The organism is Reyranella sp., from assembly GCF_965279465.1.
GTDB lineage: Bacteria > Pseudomonadota > Alphaproteobacteria > Reyranellales > Reyranellaceae > Reyranella.
Genome location: NZ_OZ257242.1, coordinates 4,816,916 through 4,836,913 on the forward strand (window position 1 = coordinate 4,816,916; position 19,998 = coordinate 4,836,913).

General features: G+C 65.9%; 23 protein-coding genes. 13 read left to right on the top strand and 10 right to left on the bottom strand.

Annotated features, from left to right (window positions below):
* Nucleotides 1-260: 260 nt before the first annotated feature.
* Nucleotides 261-1,289 (bottom strand): CobW family GTP-binding protein, encoded by a 1,029-nt coding sequence (locus tag ACQY8M_RS23330; protein WP_428660363.1) that lies wholly within the window; start codon nt 1,287-1,289, stop codon nt 261-263.
* A 112-nt stretch (nt 1,290-1,401) separates the two neighbouring features.
* Between ACQY8M_RS23330 and ACQY8M_RS23335 the strand changes: the two genes are divergently transcribed.
* The 9 genes from ACQY8M_RS23335 to ACQY8M_RS23375 all read left to right on the top strand — a co-directional run bounded on the left by ACQY8M_RS23335 (nt 1,402) and on the right by ACQY8M_RS23375 (nt 10,846).
* Complete coding sequence (locus ACQY8M_RS23335) at nt 1,402-2,481, top strand: cyclase family protein (RefSeq protein WP_428660366.1); 1,080 nt, start codon at nt 1,402-1,404, stop codon at nt 2,479-2,481.
* A gap of 65 nt (nt 2,482-2,546) precedes the next feature.
* Nucleotides 2,547-3,296 (top strand): precorrin-6A synthase (deacetylating), encoded by a 750-nt coding sequence (gene cobF, locus ACQY8M_RS23340; RefSeq protein ID WP_428660369.1) that lies wholly within the window; start codon nt 2,547-2,549, stop codon nt 3,294-3,296.
* A gap of 44 nt (nt 3,297-3,340) precedes the next feature.
* Nucleotides 3,341-4,627, top strand: a complete 1,287-nt coding sequence (locus tag ACQY8M_RS23345) for a serine hydrolase domain-containing protein (protein ID WP_428660372.1) — start codon at nt 3,341-3,343, stop codon at nt 4,625-4,627.
* Nucleotides 4,628-4,675: 48 nt separating this feature from the next.
* Nucleotides 4,676-5,104, top strand: a complete 429-nt coding sequence (locus ACQY8M_RS23350) for an Hsp20/alpha crystallin family protein (protein ID WP_428660375.1) — start codon at nt 4,676-4,678, stop codon at nt 5,102-5,104.
* Nucleotides 5,101-7,464, top strand: coding sequence for an endopeptidase La (gene lon, locus ACQY8M_RS23355; protein WP_428660377.1), 2,364 nt, complete (start codon nt 5,101-5,103; stop codon nt 7,462-7,464). The genes ACQY8M_RS23350 and lon overlap by 4 nt, the downstream gene beginning before the upstream one ends.
* Nucleotides 7,465-7,551: 87 nt before the next feature.
* The gene (locus ACQY8M_RS23360) at nt 7,552-8,427 is read left to right on the top strand and encodes a branched-chain amino acid ABC transporter permease (protein ID WP_428660379.1); all 876 of its coding nucleotides are present in this window, start codon (nt 7,552-7,554) and stop codon (nt 8,425-8,427) included.
* On the top strand, nt 8,408-9,394 hold the full coding sequence (locus ACQY8M_RS23365) for a branched-chain amino acid ABC transporter permease (RefSeq protein ID WP_428660381.1): 987 nt from the start codon (nt 8,408-8,410) through the stop codon (nt 9,392-9,394). Before ACQY8M_RS23360 ends, ACQY8M_RS23365 begins: the two co-directional genes overlap by 20 nt.
* Entirely contained in the window at nt 9,391-10,125 is a 735-nt protein-coding gene (locus tag ACQY8M_RS23370) for an ABC transporter ATP-binding protein (protein WP_428660384.1), read from the top strand. The genes ACQY8M_RS23365 and ACQY8M_RS23370 overlap by 4 nt, the downstream gene beginning before the upstream one ends.
* The gene (locus ACQY8M_RS23375) at nt 10,115-10,846 is read left to right on the top strand and encodes an ABC transporter ATP-binding protein (protein WP_428660387.1); all 732 of its coding nucleotides are present in this window, start codon (nt 10,115-10,117) and stop codon (nt 10,844-10,846) included. The genes ACQY8M_RS23370 and ACQY8M_RS23375 overlap by 11 nt, the downstream gene beginning before the upstream one ends.
* A gap of 83 nt (nt 10,847-10,929) precedes the next feature.
* On the opposite strand, the gene ACQY8M_RS23380 is transcribed toward ACQY8M_RS23375, so the two are convergent.
* Genes ACQY8M_RS23380 through ACQY8M_RS23395 form a run of 4 tightly spaced genes read right to left on the bottom strand, consistent with a single transcriptional unit; the run spans nt 10,930 to nt 14,340 of the window.
* Nucleotides 10,930-11,214 carry a hypothetical protein gene (locus tag ACQY8M_RS23380; RefSeq protein ID WP_428660389.1) on the bottom strand — a complete coding sequence of 95 codons (285 nt, stop codon included), beginning with the start codon at nt 11,212-11,214 and terminating at the stop codon, nt 10,930-10,932.
* A gap of 28 nt (nt 11,215-11,242) precedes the next feature.
* A complete protein-coding gene (locus ACQY8M_RS23385; protein WP_428660392.1) occupies nt 11,243-12,499 on the bottom strand; it encodes an amino acid ABC transporter substrate-binding protein in 1,257 nt (418 codons plus the stop codon).
* 36 nt (nt 12,500-12,535) lie between these two features.
* Complete coding sequence (locus tag ACQY8M_RS23390) at nt 12,536-13,354, bottom strand: polysaccharide deacetylase family protein (RefSeq protein WP_428660394.1); 819 nt, start codon at nt 13,352-13,354, stop codon at nt 12,536-12,538.
* A complete protein-coding gene (locus ACQY8M_RS23395) occupies nt 13,351-14,340 on the bottom strand; it encodes an LLM class flavin-dependent oxidoreductase (protein ID WP_428660397.1) in 990 nt (329 codons plus the stop codon). The genes ACQY8M_RS23390 and ACQY8M_RS23395 overlap by 4 nt, the downstream gene beginning before the upstream one ends.
* A gap of 91 nt (nt 14,341-14,431) precedes the next feature.
* Between ACQY8M_RS23395 and ACQY8M_RS23400 the strand changes: the two genes are divergently transcribed.
* Complete coding sequence (locus tag ACQY8M_RS23400; protein ID WP_428660399.1) at nt 14,432-14,899, top strand: PH domain-containing protein; 468 nt, start codon at nt 14,432-14,434, stop codon at nt 14,897-14,899.
* Nucleotides 14,900-14,994: 95 nt separating this feature from the next.
* Here ACQY8M_RS23400 and ACQY8M_RS23405 read toward each other — a convergent pair whose 3' ends face one another.
* Nucleotides 14,995-15,513: a DUF1993 domain-containing protein gene (locus ACQY8M_RS23405; protein WP_428660402.1), complete on the bottom strand. Its 519-nt coding sequence runs from the start codon at nt 15,511-15,513 to the stop codon at nt 14,995-14,997.
* 48 nt (nt 15,514-15,561) lie between these two features.
* The gene (locus ACQY8M_RS23410) at nt 15,562-15,960 is read right to left on the bottom strand and encodes a DoxX family protein (RefSeq protein ID WP_428660405.1); all 399 of its coding nucleotides are present in this window, start codon (nt 15,958-15,960) and stop codon (nt 15,562-15,564) included.
* A gap of 162 nt (nt 15,961-16,122) precedes the next feature.
* Here ACQY8M_RS23410 and ACQY8M_RS23415 point away from each other — a divergent pair, with 162 nt between their 5' ends.
* Nucleotides 16,123-16,839 (top strand): glutathione S-transferase N-terminal domain-containing protein, encoded by a 717-nt coding sequence (locus tag ACQY8M_RS23415; RefSeq protein WP_428660408.1) that lies wholly within the window; start codon nt 16,123-16,125, stop codon nt 16,837-16,839.
* Nucleotides 16,840-16,843: 4 nt separating this feature from the next.
* On the opposite strand, the gene ACQY8M_RS23420 is transcribed toward ACQY8M_RS23415, so the two are convergent.
* The 3 genes from ACQY8M_RS23420 to ACQY8M_RS23430 form a co-directional block, all read right to left on the bottom strand.
* Entirely contained in the window at nt 16,844-17,152 is a 309-nt protein-coding gene (locus ACQY8M_RS23420; RefSeq protein WP_428660411.1) for a hypothetical protein, read from the bottom strand.
* A gap of 17 nt (nt 17,153-17,169) precedes the next feature.
* A complete protein-coding gene (locus ACQY8M_RS23425; protein ID WP_428660414.1) occupies nt 17,170-17,496 on the bottom strand; it encodes a DUF3325 domain-containing protein in 327 nt (108 codons plus the stop codon).
* A gap of 92 nt (nt 17,497-17,588) precedes the next feature.
* Entirely contained in the window at nt 17,589-18,551 is a 963-nt protein-coding gene (locus tag ACQY8M_RS23430) for a helix-turn-helix transcriptional regulator (RefSeq protein ID WP_428660417.1), read from the bottom strand.
* Nucleotides 18,552-18,693: 142 nt separating this feature from the next.
* Between ACQY8M_RS23430 and ACQY8M_RS23435 the strand changes: the two genes are divergently transcribed.
* Nucleotides 18,694-19,212, top strand: coding sequence for a DUF1579 domain-containing protein (locus ACQY8M_RS23435; RefSeq protein ID WP_428660420.1), 519 nt, complete (start codon nt 18,694-18,696; stop codon nt 19,210-19,212).
* Between the two features lie 118 nt (nt 19,213-19,330).
* Nucleotides 19,331-19,984: a DUF2076 domain-containing protein gene (locus ACQY8M_RS23440; protein WP_428660422.1), complete on the top strand. Its 654-nt coding sequence runs from the start codon at nt 19,331-19,333 to the stop codon at nt 19,982-19,984.
* Nucleotides 19,985-19,998: the final 14 nt, after the last annotated feature.

Consider the following 19,998-nt stretch of genomic DNA (forward strand, 5'->3'; position numbering starts at 1 on the left):
GCAAGGCTGCACACCTACCTCACCCTGAGGAACGAAGCGAAGCGGAGTGTCTCGAAGGGTGGGCAACAGTCGCGGTGCCCGTGCACCTCATGATCGAGGCAGCCGCGCTCTTCGGGGCGCCGCCCTTCGAGACACTCCGCTTCGCTACGCTCCTCAGGACGAGGGTTATGTTGGTCTGCCGAGCAAGTAAGCGGCTATGGGCCGCTGGCCCGACTCCTCGCTCGAGCATCAGCGAACCAGAGGCTCGTGGCGGGGCAAGACTAGCCGTCGCGCCAGCTCGCCTCGACGGTCGTGCGGTCGAGGTCGCGGGCGATGAAGACGAGCCGCGAGCGGCGGTCGTCGTCGGGCCAGTGCGCGAGCAAGGTCGGCGGATGGAAGGTGCGGTGCACGCCGTGGATGACAAGCGGCTGGCTCTCGCCCGCAACGTTCAGCACGCCCTTCACCCGCAGCAGCCTGTCGCCCCACACGGCGCGCACGCTCATGAGCCACTGGTTGAAACGGTCCCAGTCGAGCGGGTCGTCGAAGGTCAGGCAGAACGAACCGATATGGGCATCGTGGCGCGAGCGGTCGTGATCGTGATGATGATCGTGCTGCTCGTGCGCGGCGGCGTTCAGCCACTGCCGGACCCTGTCGCCCTTGCCCGCCGGATCGAACGGCCCCGAATCGAAGAGCAGCGCCGGATCGATCTCGCCCTGCACTACCTCGTAGAGCTGCGCGCCGGGATTGAGCTCGCCGAGCCGCGCTCGCAGGTGCGCGCTGCTGGCGGCCTCGGCGAGATCGGTCTTGCTGATCAGGAGGCGGTCGGCGACGGCGGCCTGCTTTACGGCCTCGCCATGCTCGTCGAGCTGGCGCGCGCCGTTCACGGCATCGACGGTGGTCACCACACCATCGAGCCTGTAGTCGTGACTGATCAGGGGCGAGTTGAGCAGGAGCTGCAGGATCGGTGTCGGGTCGGCGAGGCCGGTCGTCTCGAGCAGCACGCGGTCGAACGGCGGCGTCTTGTTCTCCGCGCGCCGGCGCGCGATGTCGCGCAGGGTCCGGTCGAGGTCGCCCTGGATGGTGCAGCACACACAGCCCGATTGCAGGAGCACCATGTCTCCGTCGATCGACTCCATGAACAGGTGATCGAGCCCGACTTCGCCGAACTCGTTGACCAGCACCAGGCTGCGCGCCATCCGGCGGTCGGCCAGAACGCGGTTGAGCAAGGTGGTCTTGCCGCTGCCCAGGAAGCCCGTGATCAGGGCGACCGGCAGGCGCTCGGCGGATTTGTCCAGATCGAAGAAGCTCATGACAAGGCGGCTCGGGCTGGCAATGTAACAACGTAACGTTGCGATCTGTCTTGACGCTGCAACAGGACCGCAGGACGCTCCATCCGTCAATGAAGAACAAGGAGGAGAGTTCATGGATTCCCGTTATCTGACTGACAAGGAAGAGTTGAAGCCGGATGCCGACAAGGTCGACGGCGATCGCCGCGCGTTGTTGACAGGTGGTCTCGTCGGCGGTGCCGTCGCCGCCGCAGCCCTGTTGTCCTCTGCGGCGCACGCCCAAGCGCCGGCCGCGCCTGCGCTCGCCGACAAACCGTGGTGGCCGCATCCCAAGTGGGGCAAGGATGACATGGCGGGTGCTTCCAACTGGATCACCCCGGCGAAGGTCCTCGACACAGTCAAATGGATCAAGGACGGCAAGATCTACCGCATCGGGCGCGTCTACGAGTCGGCGATGCCGAAGTTCGGCGAGCGGGCCTTCACGCTGCGCATCCCCGGCGGGCCCACTGGCGGTCCGTTCGGCAGCAACCGGCTGATCTACAATGACGAGTTTCTGAGCACCGAGATCGGCCAGACCGGGACGCAGTTCGATGGCCTCGCCCATATCGGCATCCAGATGGGCAAAGACGGCGACAAGAACGAGATGCGCTACTACAACGGCGTCACCGAGCAGGAGATGGGCGGCGCCTACGGCATGAAGAAGAACGGCATCGAACATGTGAAGCCGTTCTTCACCCGCGGCCATCTGTTCGACCTCAAGGCGCACAAGGGTGCCATGATGGACGTCGGCCAGGAGATCACCGTGGCCGACCTGCGCGCCTGCCTGCAAAAGCAGAACATGCAGGAAGCCGATATCAAGGAAGGCGATGCGGTGTTCTTCAACACCGGCTTTGGCGAGCTTTGGATCAAGAACAACGACAAGTTCTCGAGCGGCGAGCCGGGCATCGGTATGGAAGTCGCCAAATGGTGCATCGACAAGGGCATCTGCCTGACCGGCGCCGATACCTGGGCGACCGAGGTGGTGCCTAATCCCGACAAGAACCTGGCGTTCCCGGTGCATGCCGAACTGCTCGCCAAGAACGGCATCTTCAACCACGAGAACATGGACTTCACGTCGGTGCTGGCCGACCGCAAGTACCAGTTCGTCTATATCTTCTCGCCGGCGCCGATCAAAGGCGCGACCGGCTCCAACGGTGGCCCGATCGCCGTGACCTGATCTGCTGCCACATAAATGCGGACGCCCTCGCGCAAGCGGGGGCGTTTTGCGTTAAACCTCCGGCCATGAAGAAAATACTCATCATCGGTATCGGCGCGGGTGATCCCGACTTCGTCACGATGCAGGCGGTGAAGGCGCTGAACACTGTCGATGTGTTCTTCATCCTCGAAAAGGGCGCGGCCAAGGATGGCATGATGGAACTTCGGCGCGAGATCTGTCGCCGCCATGCCAAGGATCGCGCCTATCGGATCGTCGAGTCACCGAGCCCGCCGCGCGACCCGCGGCCGGCGGACTACGCCGCGTGCGTCGACGATCTCAACCGGGCCAAGCAGGGCGCCTTCGAGAGGATGATCGCCGACGGGCTGGGCGAGGGGCAGACCGGGGCGATCCTGGCCTGGGGCGATCCCTCGCTCTACGACAGCACGATCCGCAACGTCGAAGCGATCGCGGCGTGCCAGGGGATCGAATACGAGGTCATTCCCGGCATCACCGCCGTGCAGGCCCTGGCGGCGCGCCATCGCATCACCCTCAACACGATCGGCCGCCCGGTCGAGATCACGACCGGCCGCCGGCTTGCCGAGGGCTGGCCTGCAGGCGTCGACAGCGTCGTCGTCATGCTCGACGGCGAGGAGACCTATCGCCGCTTCACCGACCAGGACATCGATATCTACTGGGGCGCCTACCTGGGCACGCCGGACGAAATCCTCATTGCCGGCCGGCTTGCGGAGGTGGCGGACGAAATCCATCGCGTCCGTACCGCCCAGCGGTCGGCGCATGGCTGGATCATGGACACTTATTTGATGCGCCGTCGCTGACCGTGCTTTGATGCTCCCCAATAGAAATTCGGGGAGGCAAGTTCATGCTGGTTCGGACGATCGCCGTTGTTGCGGCATTGGCTATCGCGATTCCAGCCGCGGCGCAGGGAATCCCCAAGGCGCAGTCGCCGGAAGAGGTCGGCTTCGTCTCCCAGCGCCTGAAGCGGCTCAGCGACCGGATCGAGGAGGGCGTGAAGAACAACGAGCTGCCCGGCGCGGTCGTGCTGATCGCGCGCAACGGCAAGATCGTCATGTTCGACGCCTACGGCTTCCGCGACAAGGAAGCCAAGGCGCCGATGAAGACCGATACGATCTTCCGCATCGCCTCGATGACCAAGCCGATCACGACAGTGGCGGCCATGATCCTGGTCGAGGAAGGAAAGCTCACACTGGCCGATCCGGTGTCCAAGTACATCCCGGCCTTCGCCGACACCAAGGTTTCGGTGTCGAAGAAGAACGCCGACGGCACCGTCGAGCTGTCGCTCGAGCCGCAGTTCCGGCCGATGACCGTGCAGGACCTGATGCGCCACACCTCGGGCCTGACCTACGGCGCGGCCGGCAGCAACCCTGTGAAGCAGTCCTATGTCGACATGAAGGCCATGGCGGCCGATCAGACCAACGCCCAAATGGCCGAGAAACTGTCCAAGCTGGCGCTGCTCTACCAGCCCGGTACCCACTGGGAATATTCGATGTCGACCGACGTGCTGGGCCGCGTGGTCGAGGTCGCCTCGGGCATGACCCTCGACAAGTTCATCGAGGATCGCATCACCAAGCCGCTCAAGATGGGCGACACCGCCTTCGAGGCCGCGCCGGACAAGAAGGATCGTGGCGCCAAGCCGCAGAAGGAGGGCCCGAAGAACGAGATGCCGGCGATTCCGGACATCACGCTCAAGACGACCTGGAAGTCGGGCGGCGGCGGCATGGTCTCGACGGCGGCCGACTACGCCCGCTTCCTGCAGATGTTCGCCAACGGCGGCCAGCTCGACGGCGCGCGTATCATCTCGCGCAAGACCATCGACCTGATGACGGCCGATCACCTGCCGCCGGACATCATCATGGGCGACGAGATGTGGCGCTTCGAGGCGCTGGAGCCCAGCAAGCGCATGGGGCAGGGCTTCGGCCTCGGCTTCGCGGTGCGCAACGACCAGGGCCGCAACCCGCTACCCGGCTCGCCCAACGACTACTATTGGGGCGGCGCCTACGGCACCTATTTCTGGCACGACCCGCGGGAGCGGATGTACGTCGTGTTCATGATGCAGTCGCAGACCGCGCGCCTGCCGTATCGCTACCTGATGCGCGATCTGGTCTATCAGGCCCTGATCGGCAATTGACCCGGATCCGGCGTGGAAACCGGAAGCGCGCACCCTATATAGGTCGCCATGAGTAACGGAGATCCCCGTAATTGGATGTGGTCGGAAGCGCTCCAGATGCTGGCGCGCGCCGAGCGGTTGCAGCGCGAGGTTTTCAGCTCGCCCGGGCCGTCGCGGCGCGGCGCCATCTCCTGGGAACCGCCCGTCGATGTCCTCGAGACCAACGATGCCGTGCTGGTTCTCGTCGCCCTGCCGGGCGTCGACGCCAAGCAGGTCCAGCTGGTCATCCATAATGGCGTTCTGCTGATCGCGGGCGAGCGTGTCCTGCCGCCCGAGCTCCGCACCGCCGTCATTCACCGCATCGAGCTGCCGCAAGGGCGCTTCGAGCGGCAGGTCCGCCTGCCCGCCGGCGTGTACGAGCAGCCGACCAGTGCCGTTGCCGACGGCTGCCTGATCGTCAGGCTGCCCAAGGCCCGCGGCCGAAAGGGGGCAACATGAGCCCGCCCGACATGAACGCCACCAGCCAGAATGCTGCGGTGCCGTTGCCGCCCGACACCATCATCGTCGTGCCGGTGCGCAACATGGTGCTGTTCCCCGAAGTCGTCTTGCCGCTTACGGTGGGACGGCCGTCGTCCGTCGCCGCTGTCCAGCAGGCCGTGCGCGAGCAGCGCCAGGTCGTGCTCGTGCTGCAGAAGGATCCGGAGAACGGCCAGCCCGGTCCGGACGATCTCTACCGCACCGGCACCGTGGCCAACATCCTGCGCTACGTCACGACGCCGGAAGGCGGCAACCACCTGATCTGCCAGGGCGTCCAGCGCTTCCAGGTCACCGAGTTCGTCGAGGGCCATCCCTTCCTGCTGGCGCGCGGCCTGCACGTGCCCGAGCCCGCCGCGGCTGGTCCGGAAGTCGAGGCCCGCTTCCTCGTCCTGCGGGGCCAGGTCAAGGAGGTGTTCGACCTCCTGCCGCAGGCGCCGCCCGAGCTGCGCCAGACGATAGAGGCAACCACGTCGCCCAGCCTGCTGGCCGACCTCGCCGCGACCTATCTCGATATCTCGGCCAAGGAGAAGCAGGAGCTTCTCGAGGCGACCGAGCTGCTGCAGCGCCTCGACAAGGTGTCGAAGCTGCTCGCCCATCGCCTCGAGGTGCTGAGGCTCTCGGCCGAGATCGGCAGCAAGACCAAGGCGTCGCTCGACACGCGCCAGCGCGAGATGCTGCTGCGCGAGCAGATGGCGTCGATCCAGCGCGAGCTGGGCGAGGAGGGCTCCAACAAGCAGGAGCTGGCCACGCTCGACAAGGCGATCACCGAGGCGAAGATGCCGCCCGAGGTCGAATCGGTTGCCCGCAAGGAGCTGAAGCGGCTGCAGCGCACGCCGGAGGCGGCGGGCGAATACAGCATGATCCGTACCTACCTCGACATATTGATCGAGCTGCCCTGGGCGCCGCCGGAGCCGAAGGGCATCGACATCGCCGAGGCGCGTCGTGTGCTCGATGCCGATCACTTCAGTCTCGACAAGATCAAGCGCCGGATCATCGAGTTCCTGGCGGTGCGTAAGCTTGCACCGGAAGGCAAGGCGCCGATCCTGTGCTTCGTCGGCCCGCCGGGCGTGGGCAAGACCTCGCTCGGCCAGTCGATCGCCAAGGCGATGGGGCGCAAGTTCGCCCGTGTCAGCCTGGGCGGCGTGCATGACGAGGCGGAGATCCGCGGCCATCGCCGGACCTACATCGGCGCCCTGCCGGGCAACATCATCCAGGCGATCCGCAAGATCGGCGCGCGCGACTGCGTGATGATGCTCGACGAGATCGACAAGATGGGCACGGGCGTCCATGGCGACCCGTCGGCGGCGATGCTCGAGGTGCTCGATCCGGAGCAGAATTCGACGTTCCGGGACAACTATCTCGACGTTCCGTTCGATCTCAGCCGCGTGGTGTTCATCACCACCGCCAACATGCTCGAGACCATTCCCGGTCCGTTGCGCGACCGCATGGAGATCATCCCGCTGTCGAGCTACACGGCCGGCGAGAAGATGCAGATCGCCAAGCGCTATCTCGTGCGCCGCCAGCTCGAGGCCAATGGCCTGAAGGCGGAGCAGGTCGAAATCGAGGATGCCGCGCTGCGCCGGATCATCGACGGCTACACGCGCGAGGCGGGCGTGCGCAGCCTCGAGCGCGAGATCGGCCGCGTGCTGCGGCACGTCGCGGTCGCGTTCGCCGAGGGCGCGACGGGCAAGAAGCTGATCGGCGTCGACCAGATCGAGGAGATCCTGGGACCGGTGCGCTTCGAGAACGAGGTGGCGATGCGCTCGGGCGTGCCGGGCGTGGCGACAGGCCTTGCCTGGACGCCGGTCGGCGGCGACATCCTGTTCATCGAGGCGACCAAGACGCCGGGCACCGGCCGGCTGCAGCTCACCGGCCAGCTGGGCGACGTGATGAAGGAGAGCGCCCAGGCGGCGTTCACCCTGGTCAAGAGCACGGCGGCCGCCCTCAAGATCGATCCGGCGGTGCTGGAGAAGAGCGACATCCATGTCCACGTCCCGGCCGGAGCGACTCCCAAGGATGGGCCGAGTGCCGGCGTGGCGATGTTCATGGCGCTTTCCTCGCTGCTGACCGGCCGGGTGATCCGCAGCGACACCGCGATGACGGGCGAGATCAGCCTGCGCGGGCTGGTGCTGCCGGTCGGCGGCATCAAGGAGAAGGTGGTCGCGGCCGCAGCTGCCGGCATCACGCGCGTGATGCTGCCGGCACGTAATCGGCGGGACTACGACGACATTCCCGAGGATGTCCGCAAGGCGCTCGAGTTCGTCTGGCTCGAGCGCGTCGAGGATGCGGCGAGCGCCGGACTGCAAAGCGAGGCGTCGTAGAAAACAACACTAGGCAATCCTGCTTCCTCCCGCCAAACTGCAGGCGACGGCGAAGATAATCGCTGCGTGTGGGAGGAAGACGATGTCATGGATGCCAGTGCCGATCTGCTGATCAACGCCATCGTTTCCGGGCTGTTGCTCGGCGGCTTTTACGCGGCGGTGTCGATCGGCGTGGCGATCGCCTTCGGCATGCTCGACATCGTGAACATCGCGCATCCGGCAGTGATCCTGCTCGGCTCGTATGTCGCCTACATCGGCAACACCGTGTTCGGCATCGACCCGATCCTGGCGGCCGTCATCCTGATGCCGGCCTTCTACGTTCTCGGGATGGCGGCCTATCAGATCTACTATGTCGCCTTCGAGCGACGGGACGACCAGTCGCTGCGCGGCCTGTCCTTCTTCTTCGGCATCCTGTTCATCGCCGAGGTGGGGCTGATCCTCGGGTTCGGCGTCGACTATCGCTCGGTGCAGGCCTGGTACACGCAGGGAAATCTCGATCTTTTCGTCATCGAGCTGCCGTGGCGGCTGCTCGTACCGTTCCTGCTCGGCCTCTTGATGGTGGCGGGCCTGCAGATCTTCCTGTCGCGCACTTTCATCGGCCGTGCCGTCCAGGCGGTAGCCCAGGACCAGGGGGCGCTCCGGCTGATGGCCGCCAATCCGGTCAAGATCAAACGCATCGCCTTCGGCCTCTCCTTCGCCACGGCCGCTGTTGCGGGCGCGGCGCTGATCATCATCCAGCCGGTCGAGCCGTCGATCGGCCGCGAATATATCGGCCGCATCTTCGCGATCTGTGTGCTGGGCGGGCTGGGCAGCTTTCCCGGCATGGTGATCGCGGCGGTGACGCTCGGCATCATCGAAAGCCTGACGGCGACCTTCTTCGGCCCGTCCTGGGCGCCGGCGGTGTCGTTCGGTGTGCTGCTCGTGACCCTGGCGGTGAGGCCCAATGGTATCCTTGGTCGCTAAAGCCACCGGAAGGGAGACCGCGCCGGGCCTCGGCAACGTCGCGTTCGTTGGCGTCCTGATCGTGGCGGCGGCCGCGATCTTTGGCATCACGCGCTGGTTCGGCAACGACTACGCCTTCTTCGCCGCCTACGTGGTCGTGCAGTACATGGTGCTCGGCACGGCCTGGAACATCCTGGGCGGCTATACCGGCTACGTTAATTTCGGCGTCACGGCCTTCTTCGCCATCGGCGCCTATTCGAGCGTCGTGCTCTACAAGCTGGTGCCCTGGCTGCCGCTGCCCGCGATGGTCGTGGTTGGCGGCGTGCTGGCTGCGCTGGTCGGGCTCGGGACCGGCTATCTCACCCTGCGGCTGCGCGGGGTGTTCTTCTCGATCGCTACGCTGGCACTGGCCGTCGTGGTGCAGACGTTGATTACCAACTGGGACTTCGTCGGCGGTGCGCGCGGGGCCTACGTCCTGCGGCCCAAGATGGCGCCGCTGATCGGTGGCGGTTATATCGAGTACCTGTTCCTGGTCATGCTCGGGCTCTGCGTCGTGGCCCTGGCGACGGCGCGAGCGATCGAGCGCTCCTCCCTGGGCTTCGGCTTCGCCGCGATCCGCGACGACGAGGCCGCGGCCGAGGCCTCGGGCGTGCCGACCCTCAAGCTGAAGCTGATCGCCACGGCCCTGAGCGGCGGTTTCATGGGCATGGCCGGCGCGCCCTTGCCCTATTACGTCACCTACCTCGATCCGACGTCTGGCTTCAGCCTGAACTATGCGGTCAATGCCATCGCCATGCCGCTGATCGGCGGCACGTCGAGCTGGCTTGGGCCGGTGATCGGCGCGGTGCTGGTCGGCGGCCTGCAGGAATATCTCCGGGTCACGATCTCCTCGGCGATCAACGTGCTGGTCGCGGGCGTGCTGATGGTCGTGTTCGTGATCGTGGCGCCGCAGGGCATCGTCGGCCTGTTCCAGAGGAAGAAGCGGTGAGCCCGCTGCTGCACGTCCAGAACCTCGGCAAGCGCTTCGGCGGCTTCACGGCGCTGCAGGAGATCGAGCTCGAGGTGCGGCCGGGCGAGCGGCTGGGCCTGATCGGTCCCAACGGCTCGGGCAAGTCGACATTGGTCAACTGCATCTGCGGCACGCTGCGCAACGAGCAGGGCAGCGTGAGCTTTGGCGGTGCCGGCATCGACAGCCTGACCGCCCACGAACGCACGCGGCTGGGCCTCGCGCGCAGCTTCCAGCTGCCGCGGCCATTCGGCAGCCTGTCGCTGGCCGAGAACCTTCGTATCCCGATCCTGTTCGCCGTCAATGCCCGGGGCGAGCGCAAGCTTTCCGGTGCCGCGATTGAGGCGCGCTGCATCGAACTGCTGGGCCAGGTGAACCTCGCCGACAAGGCGCATCGCCTGCCGCGCGACCTGACGCAGATCGAGATGCGCAAGCTCGAGCTGGCGCGCGCCATGGCCGCCGAGCCGAAGCTGCTGATCGCCGACGAATCGATGGCCGGCCTCAGCCACGCCGAGGTCGACGAGATCCTGGCGCTGCTGATCCAGCTGAACGGGCAGGGCGTCACCGTGATCATGATCGAGCACATCATGCGGGCGGTGATGGCATTCTCCCAACGGTTGGCCGTGCTGGTCGCCGGCCGCAAGATCGCCGACGGCGATCCCAAGGACGTCGTGCGCAACGCCGAAGTGGTGAGGGCATATCTTGGCGAGTAGCCTGACCATCTCCAACATCGACGCGGGCTACGGCGCCGTGAGCGTGCTGCACGACGTGTCGCTGAGCGTCGGCGCCGGCGAGACCGTGGCGCTGCTCGGCACCAACGGCAACGGCAAGTCGACGCTGATGAAGTCGATCATGGGCATGGTGCGTCCTTCCGCCGGCAAGATCACCGCGACGATCGAGGGCACCAGCCACGAGTTGATCGGCCGCTCGACCGAGGAGATCGTCGATCTCGGCATCGGCTTCGTGCCCGAGGGCCGGCGGCTGTTCCCGAAACTGACGGTGACGGAAAACCTTCTGCTCGGCGCCTTCCGGCCGACGGCGCGGTCGGCGATCGCACGCAACATGGACTTCTGCTTCGAGACCTTTCCGCGGCTGAAGGAGCGGGCCAAGCAGCTTGCCGGCAGCATGAGCGGCGGCGAGCAGCAGATGCTGGCATTGGCCCGCGCGCTGATGTCGGCGCCGCGCATCCTGCTGATCGACGAGCCGTCGGTCGGTCTGGCGCCGCTGCTGGTCAGCCGCACCATCGACAAGATCAAGGAGCTGAAGGAGGGCTTCGATCTGACGGTGCTGATGGCCGAGCAGAACTTCACCCAGGCGGTCCGCATCGCCGACCGCGGCTACGTCATCGTCCATGGCCGCATCGCGTTCACGGGCGAGTCGGCCGAGGCGTTGAACAATAACGACCTGATCCGAGAATTCTACCTCGGCGCCTGACCGAGCTTTAAGCTCCGTCGTCCTTGCGACGGATTCAACTGCTTCTCCTCCCCGTCAGACCGGGGAGGTGGTCCAACAGGCGATTACTGCAGGCCGAGCTTTGCGCATTCGCCGGCGCCGGTGGCATTCTCGCGCGCCGGTCCGCGCGCGATCTTGCCGCCCATCACGAGGCTTCTGCCCTCGCGTTCGACCACGGAGCGCAACGTCTCCGTGGTCGGATTGGCCGCGACGACAGCAGCGTAGACCGCCTTGCCATCGGGGTTCAGCTTGGCGGCGCAGGCATCCGCCGCCGCCTTGTCGGCACGCGCGCCGGCCGATGCGCCGACGGTGATCGCGGCTGCTGCCGCGATCGTCTTCCACGATGTCATGCTTGCTCCTACGCCGCGCCTGCCCGTGTCACTTCTTCGGATCATACGGATAGATGATGTTGCCGGTCTTGTACTTGGTGGGCCAGAGAATCACCTCGGTCTTGGGATCCTTGAACTGGTCGACGCCGTTGCCCTGGATCCCCTGGAACTGAACGGCCATGACCTGCGCCGTATCCCACTCGCCCTCGGCGTTGAACTTGATGTCGCCGACGACCGTCTTGAAGGTGGTCTTCCGGCAGAAGTCGGCAAGCTTGGCATCGTCGGCGCTGCCCGCCCCCTTCACTGCCTGCTCGATCACCTCCATGCGCGCGTAGGCGAACGGCGGAAGGTAGTAGCCGAGCAGATCGACGCCGGCAGCCGCCGAGCGGGTCTGGTACTTCTCCACGAACGCCCGGCCGGCGTCGGAGGCGAAGCCCGCCCATGGCAGCCAGAAATCGTAGACCACGATGCCGTTCAGGAGCGGTCCGAGCTGCGTCTTGATGGCGGTCGCCTGCAGGCCGACCATGCCGCCGCCATAGACCTTGGGCTTGAAGCCGACCTCGTGGCTGGCCCGGATGAGGCCGACCGAATCGGCCGGATAGGAGCAGGCGAGGAAGATGTCGGGGTTGGTCGCCGCGATTGCGCGCACCACCGGCGTGTAGTCGGACGTCGCGGGCGGATAGGTCTTGTCATAGACGATCTTGAGCCCGAGACGCTTGATGACGTTGCGCGCGCCGTCCATGGCGTTGCGGGGGAACTCGGCGTCCGCGCCGCACATGGCGACGGTCACGGGCTTCGGGGTCTGCGCTACGGCAACCTCGAAGAAGCCTTCGGCGAAAGACTCCTTGGGCCGCGGGCCGCCGGTCGGCGTCATCGAGAAGTAGCGCTTGTAATTGAACTCGGTGTTCACCGCGAGGCCGAGCAGGCCGAAGAACGTCCGGTCGTGCTGCATGACGATCGGCATCGCCGGGGCAACCATGTTGGTCGCGTAGCTGCTGGCGATGATGTCGACCTTGTCGACATCCATGAGCTTGGTATAGAGGCCCGGCACCGTCGAGGGATTGGACTGGTCGTCGTAGTAGACGAGCTTCACCGGCCGGCCGAGCAGCCCGCCCTTGGCGTTGATCTCCTCTTCCCAGATCTGCATGGCCAGCAGGGTCGCCTTGCCATTGGGCGCGAGCGGACCGGTGAGGTTCATGCTGAAGCCGATGGTGAACGGCTTGCCTTGGGCAATGGCCGGCGCGGCGACGCCTGCTGCTGCTGCGCCGACCGCAAGCTTGCCGAATGTACGTCGTTGGATACGCATGGATCGTTCCTCCCAATTTATGTCATTGGCTCGATCCTAGCCCGCCTTGCAGAGCCCCGCCAAGGTCTGATGATCGGTGAGCCACGCCCATTCGTCGTAGCGCTGCACGGCTTCCAGGCAATTCATGAACTCGATCGCACCGAAGGGCCGGCCGAAGACATGGGCGTGCACGGTGATGTCGAGGCAGCCTTGCGGCAGGCCGAGGCGCGGCCAGTTGCCGGCGATGCGCTCGAAGGTGCGGGTGAAGGCTTCCGGCTCCGCGCCGTAGCGCACGTAGAGCGGCATGTCGTTCACCTCCATGGTGAACGGCACGGCGGTGATCATGCCGTCGGGAGTGCTGTGCCGGCGGGGCAGGTCCTGGTCGAAGAAGTCGGCGTGCCAGTCGAAGCCGGATTTCGCCAGCAGCGCCGACGTGCGGTCGCTCGGCGTGCAGCGCGGGCTGAGCCAACCGGGCGGTGACCGTCCGGTGCTCTGCTCGATGGCCTTCACGCAGCGCTGGAGGTCGTGCGCTTCCTCTGCGGCGGTCTGGTAGGACGGGATGATGTTCTGGCCCCAGCCGTGCGCCGCGACCGCATGCCCGGCGCCGACGATGGCCTTCATCAGATCCGGGTAACGCTCGGCGAGGATGCCGCTGACATAGAAGACGCTGCGCACCTCGAGCTTGTGCAGGATGTCGAGCAGCCGCCACGCGCCGGCCTTTGGCCCGTACTCGGCCCAGGAGCGGGCCTGCAGGTCGAGCACGCCGGGTTTCAGCGGGTTGCCCATGGGGCCGATGCCGGGCGCCGAATCGTCGGTCCAGCCTTCGAGCATGACGCTGACCGAGATCGCCAGCGGCTTGGGGAGAGCCACGCTCATTCGGCGGCCGCGACGCGCGGGGTGCTGAAGCTCGGCATCACTTCGCGCGCGAAGGCCCGCAGGTTGGCCACGGAGGCGTTGGGATCGACCAGCAGGATGTTCGTGGCGCCGCCCGCCTCGAGTTCCTTGAGGCGCGCAATGACTTCGTCCGGTGTGCCGAGCAGCGGGGCGGTGTCGTCCTCGACGCGATCAGCGAGCTTGTCGCGAGCGAGATCGCCGATCACGCTCACGACGCGCTTGCGCGTTTCATAGGCTGCCGCGCGCTCGCTTTCATGGTGAAACATCTGCAGCGGTCGGGCCGTCGCCACCATCAGCGGATCGTAGGCGCGGCCGATCCGTCCGCATTCCTCGCGGAAGATCGCGATGCGCTCGATGATCTGGTGGGTCTGGGCGAGCTGGTCGAGCAGCAGGTTGTAACCCTCGCGTGCGGCGCGCCGGATGCTGTCGCGGCTGCCGGCCGCGAGCCAGAGCGGCGGGTGGGGGCGCTGCAGCGGCTCCGGCTCGACCACGATGTCGTCGTACTGCCAGTGCTTGCTGCGATGGCTGAAGCGGCCTTCGGTGGTCCAGGCCTTGCGGATGATCTCCATCGCCTCCTCGAAGCGCTCGCCGGCCTCGTCGATCGGGATTCGGAAGCCCTCGAACTCCGCCTTGCGATAACCCTTGCCGACGCCGAAATCGACCCGGCCGCCGGTCAGCAGGTCGAGCGTGGCGACCTGCTCGGCGATCAGCACTGGATTGTGCCACGGCAGCACGACCACCGCGGTCCCTAGCCGGATGTGCTGGGTGCGTGCGGCGAGATAGGCCAGCACCGTCATCGAGGCGGAGACCTGGCCCTGGCCGGTGAAGTGATGCTCGACCATGAAGAGTTGCTTGAAGCCGAGCCTGTCGGCTTCCGTCACATAGTCGATGAAGCTCTGATAGCCCTGGCTGTCCTCCAGGCCGATGCTGCGCTTGGTGCGCGCGCCTCCGAACAGGCCGAACTGCATGCGACTTCCCTTCGACGGATGATCGACAGGCCATGCTGCGCGCGGGTACGATCCGCGCGCAACCTTTTTTGGCGGTGACCCGTTTGCTCGCGTGGCCTACGTAGACTCCGTCCTGCAGCCCGGCGAGACCGTCAAAGTGATCGGCCGGCTGCATTGGACCATTTTCCTTCGGGCGTTCCTGCTCGCCGCCGTCTCTCTTGTGGTGATGTTGTACGGTGAAAAGAGCATCAGCCGGAGCATCGGGCGCACTTTCGTCTACCTCGGCTGGATCGGATTGGCGGTCGCCACCGTGCTGTTCCTGCATGCCGCCTTCAAGCGCTGGACCACCGAGCTCTCCGTTACCACGCATCGCGTGATCTACAAGCGCGGCTTCATCTGGCGCCACACGGTCGAGATGAACATGGACAAGGTCGAGACGGTCAACGTCGACCAGTCGATCCTGGGCCGCATTTTGGGGTACGGCACCATCCACGTCCTGGGGACAGGGCAGGGCGGCATCAATAGCCTGCACGGGATGGGCGCGCCGATTGCCGTACGCAACGCCATCACCGCCCGCTGATCTCTCGTGTGGCTGGGAGCGCGGCTCTCCAGAGCCGCTCATGGGATATGGCAATCCGAAGAAGAGCGGCTCTGGAGAGCCGCGCTCCCGGCAGGCTACTTCGCGAGCTTCATCCGGCCCATGTAGTCGCGCTTGCCGAGTGGCACGCCCTTGTGGCGCAGGATGTCGTAGGCCGTCGTCGCATGGAAATGGAAGTTGGGCAGCGAGAACGACTGCAGGAAGCCTTCCGCCTTGAAGGGCAGCTTCATGTCGCGGACGCTGAAGATCACGTCCTTGCCTTCCAATGCATTGACCTCGCCGGGCGTCAGCGCCTCCAACGATGTGCGGGCGTCCGTCACCAGCTTCTGCAGGCCGGCATAGTCCGCCGTGGACGAGCCCGGCGGCGAGAATTGCCCGGCCTTCGCGCCCTCTAGCGCGCCGGCCGAATGGTGTGCCACGGCCACGATCTGAAAACGAAAGGGCAGCATGTCCGCAAACAGGCGCGATTCGACAACCTCGCTGGGATCGATGCCCTTTTCCTGGCAATGCGCGAGGCCCTTGGCGAGGAAGCCTTCCACGGCGCCGAGGGTCTGCAGGAAGCAGCCGACGCTGAGATCATAGAGTGTGATGGCCATTGCGTTTCCCCCGAGATGGACAGGTTGCAGCAGTACAACGAAATCGATCTAGAGTCCCGTCAGCGGCAGCAGTCTGCGCACCTGCGCGTTGCGGAGATACAGCCCGCCCCAGGTCATGATGCCGAGTGCCAAGCACACGAGTTGCGGCGGCGAGCCGACCTCGCCGAGACGGAAGTGGGTGCAGATCGCGCCACCGAGGAAGCCCGTGATCAGGATGGCGCCCAGCGTCGCTGTACGCGGGACGGCATAAAGTACCGCGCAGACGATCACGATGATGCCGATAGGCCGCGCCGAATCGGCGGCAAAGCCGGTGGCGTCCATGTCGGCTTTCAGCATTGCGGGCGCGAACAGCGCGACGGCGCCGTCGGCGAGCAAGGCAAGCACGAGGAGCGCGCTGAAAAGGCGGCCCGCCCACACGGCAGCAACCGGATAGGATTCTGTCGGCATCTGTCTCTCCTTGCGCTGTCTTTAGCGCGCCGGAATCGAGAGTCCAGAGCAAGCATTGGCCATCGCGCGTTCGCGCCGACCGGCGGTTGCGCCATCGCGGTGGGCAGTCGGCACTTCTCAGTCTAGAGTCCCGTCAAACCTGACCTTCGGAGGGACTGTCCCGTGATCGACCTGCACTACTGGCCGACGCCCAACGGCTTCAAGATCACCATCATGCTCGAGGAGTGCGGCCTGCCGTACAAGATCATCCCCGTGAATATCGGCACGGGCGAGCAGTTCAAGCCGGACTTCCTCAAGATCAGCCCCAACAACCGCATGCCGGCGATCGTCGATCACGAGCCGCCAGGCGGTGGCGCGCCGGTCTCGGTGTTCGAGTCCGGCGCAATCCTGCAATACCTCGCCGAGAAGACGGGCAAGTTCCTGCCGACGGACCTGCGCGGCAAGTACGAGGTGCTGCAGTGGGTCAACTGGCAGATGGGCGGGCTGGGACCGATGGCGGGTCAAGCGAACCACTTCAACATGTATGCGCCGCAGTTCAATCCGGTCGAGGCGCTGACCTATGGGCAGCAACGCTACAGCAACGAGGTCAACCGTCTGTTCGGCGTGCTCAACAAGCGGTTGGCCGATCGCGAGTTCATTGCCGGCGGCTATTCGATCGCCGACATGGCGAGTTGGCCGTGGGTCGTGGGCTTCAAGAATTTTGGTCAGAAGCTCGACGACTTCCCCAACCTCAAGCGCTGGTTCGAAAAGTCCGTCGGCGAGCGGCCCGCGGTGGTGAAGGGCAAGGCCGTCGGCTTGGAATTGCGCCCGAAGCCCGGCATCAACACAGACGAGCAGCGCAAGATCCTGTTCGGCCAGACCGCTCAGGTCGTGCGGTAGGACGTCAGCTCGCGGTCACGAGGCGGGCCAAACCCAAGGCGAAGCCCCAGGAGGCAATGCCGAGCGAGCCGAGGACCAGCCACAAGCGCAGCAGCCGCCGTTCCGCGAAGGCCCAGATCAGCAAGGCCAGATAGATCGGGAATGCCAGCATCGAGGAGAGCACGACGGCTTCGCTGCGGACCATTGGCGTGACCGCCGGCAAGGTGAGGGCCAGCAACGCAGCCAAGCCGGCGGCGACGGCATAACCGCCGCCGATTGCCGCGATCAGGCGCAGGACGATCGGCAGGGCACTGAGGGGGGCGGAGACCGGCATGGGCTATGTCCCTCCGATCACGGCGGTGCGCCGCGGTGGCAGAGGCGGGTGAGCGGGCGCAACCAGTGTGGCCGCCAGGCGAGCGTGGCGACGACGGCGAATGCGCCCACGCTGATCATGGTCCCCCAGAGCAGCGAGCCGAAGCCTGCACCATCGCGTTGCAGCGCCAGGACGAGCGCGAGGAGAAGACACCCGAAACCTGCGGTACGCAGTGGAATGAGGAGACGTGGCGGACAGAGACGCGCCCCGTCGACCTGGTGCCAATGGCGATCCTGACTGAGCGCAAGCAGGGCGAACCCGAAGTAGCAGGCGGCCGCCGTGGCCGAGAGCAATACCGTCTCCATGGCGCTTCTCCTCCTGTAGGAGACGCTTCAGACGTCCGATTTTATCCTCCCGGAGCCGTGACCGTTTGGCGCATGCGCGGCGTGTCGAGCAGTCAGCCGTTGATCTTCGCCATGGTGCGGGCCGTGGCGGCGAGGCGGCGGCGCAGTTCCTTCGGCTTCAGCACCTCGGCCTCGGTGCCGAGATGGAGCAGGTCGATCGCGGCCTGCTCGATCGATTCGATCGGCAGGGTGATCTGCACCCAGCCGTCCTTGTCCGGCGGTTGGGCGGAGGCGCGGGCGGCATCGGCCACGGTGGCGCCGAGGCGCTCGAGCCGCCGCAGCCCACGCGGCGAGGCGCGCAGCACGGCTTCGTCGCGATAGAGCCCCACCTCGAAGGCGCGTGACGATTCAGTCCAGAAGCGCACGAGGTCGAAGTCCTTCGGCCGTGTGAAGCGCTCCTCCGTGCGAGCGAGCGCCTGGATGTTGGAAACGCGATACGTCCGCAACAGTCCGGCGCGCTCGGCCACGACGTACCAGATGCCGGCCTTGAGCACGAGGCCGAGCGGGCTGAGGCGCCGCGTCACCGTGCTTGCCGGGCGCCGATAGGTGATCTCGATGGTGGTCTCGGTCCACACCGCATCGGCCAATGCCGGCAGCAGGCGCGCCTGGTCGGGGCTCTTGAACCAGTCGACCGGATCGAGATGGAAGCGCTGCGCGATCTTCTGCGCGCCGAGACGGCTGCGCTCGGGCAGGGCGGCCGTGAGCTTGAGCTGGGCCGAAAGCAGCTGGTCGGCGAGGCCGAGCTGCGTCGCGGGGCCGGGCAGGCCGGACAGGAACAGTGTCTCGGCCTCGTGCTCGGTGAGGCCCGTGAGCTTGGTGCGAAAGCCGTCGAGCAGCTGGAAGCCGCCGCCGGGCCCGCGATCGGCATAGACCGGCACGCCGGCGGCGCTGAGTTGCTCGATGTCGCGATAGACGGTGCGCACGGACACTTCGAATGTCGCCGCCAGCTGATCGGCCGTCAGGCGGCCGCGGGTCTGCAGCATCAGCAGGATCGAAAGCAGGCGGCTCGCGCGCATGTCGCCATCCTAACGGGAAATCCTGACGAAAGATGTCAGGTTAGGCTCGGGCCCGCGGCAAGAGTAATGACCAGTCGAAAAATAACCTGACACAAATTGACAGGTACAGCCGCCTACAAGGAAGGCGCGAAAGGAACCTGCCATGCTCGAGACTCTGATCCGACCGCTGTTCAAGTCCGCGGCCGTGCCGTGTGACGATTTCGATTTCCTGATGGGCATCTGGCGGTGTCATCACCGCTACCGCCTACGGCGTCTCAGCGGGTGCAACGACTGGATCGAGTTCGACGGCACCTGCGCCGCACGAAAGTTCCTCGCCGGTTATGGCAATACCGACGAGAGCGACATCGGGATGCCGGGCGGCGGCTATACCGGCATCAGCTTGCGGCTGTGGGATCCCGACAGGGAACAGTGGACGATCCATTGGCTCGACAGCCGCAGGCCTGGCCAGATCGGGCCGCCCGTCCGCGGTGGTTTCAAGTTGCGGCCCGACGGTCCGTTCGGTGTCTTCTACGGTAACGACGCGCTCGATGGCCGCGCCATCCGCGTGCGCTCCATCTGGTCACACATCACGACCGATGCGCCGCGCTGGGAGCAGGCCTTCTCGCTCGACGAGGGCAATCACTGGGAAACCAACTGGACCATGGAGTTCACGCGAGTGTAACCGAAGGTTATCGCAAATGAGCCTTTCCTGGCTGCGGACCTCGACAGGACAAGCCCTTGACGCCTGAGGGCCGGGCAACCACGTTCACCCTGCCCTTTTCGGGGCGGGAGACACCATCATGCAACAGCAGGAACGCGACCTGATCGCCGATCTTTTCGGCCGTCTGCAGCAGTTCGAGAATCAGCCGCGCGATCCCGAGGCGGAACGCCTGATCGCAAATTATGTCAGCCGCCAGCCATCCGCCGTCTACCTCCTGACGCAAACCGTGATCGTGCAGGAAGAGGCAATGAAGCAGGCGAAGGCGCGCATCGCCGAGCTGGAGAGCAAGGCGAGCGAAACCAGCTTCCTCGGTTCGGCGCCGAAGATCGGTCCCTGGGGCTCCGCGCCGAGGGCGCCTCAGGCTCCCGCCGCGCCCGCTCCCTGGCAGGCTGCACCAGCCGCTCCGCAGGCTGCACCGTCCGGCCAGCAGGCGCCGATGGGCGCACCGGCGGGCGGCGGTGGCAGCTTCCTGCGCACGGCGCTCACGACGGCAGCTGGCGTGGCCGGCGGCGCATTGCTCTTCCAGGGCATCAGCAGCATGTTCGGCCACAGCACCAGCCAGGCGTTCGCCAATCCGGCGATGAACCCGTCGTCCCTGCTGCCGCCGGACCAGCTCTCCTCGCCCGACTACGGACAGGATGTGGCGGCTGCCGACACCTACGATTCGACATCCGACAACTCGGATTTCGACGACTCGGGCTTCGACAGCTCGGGCGACGACAACGACATCTAGCCAGGCAACGAGGG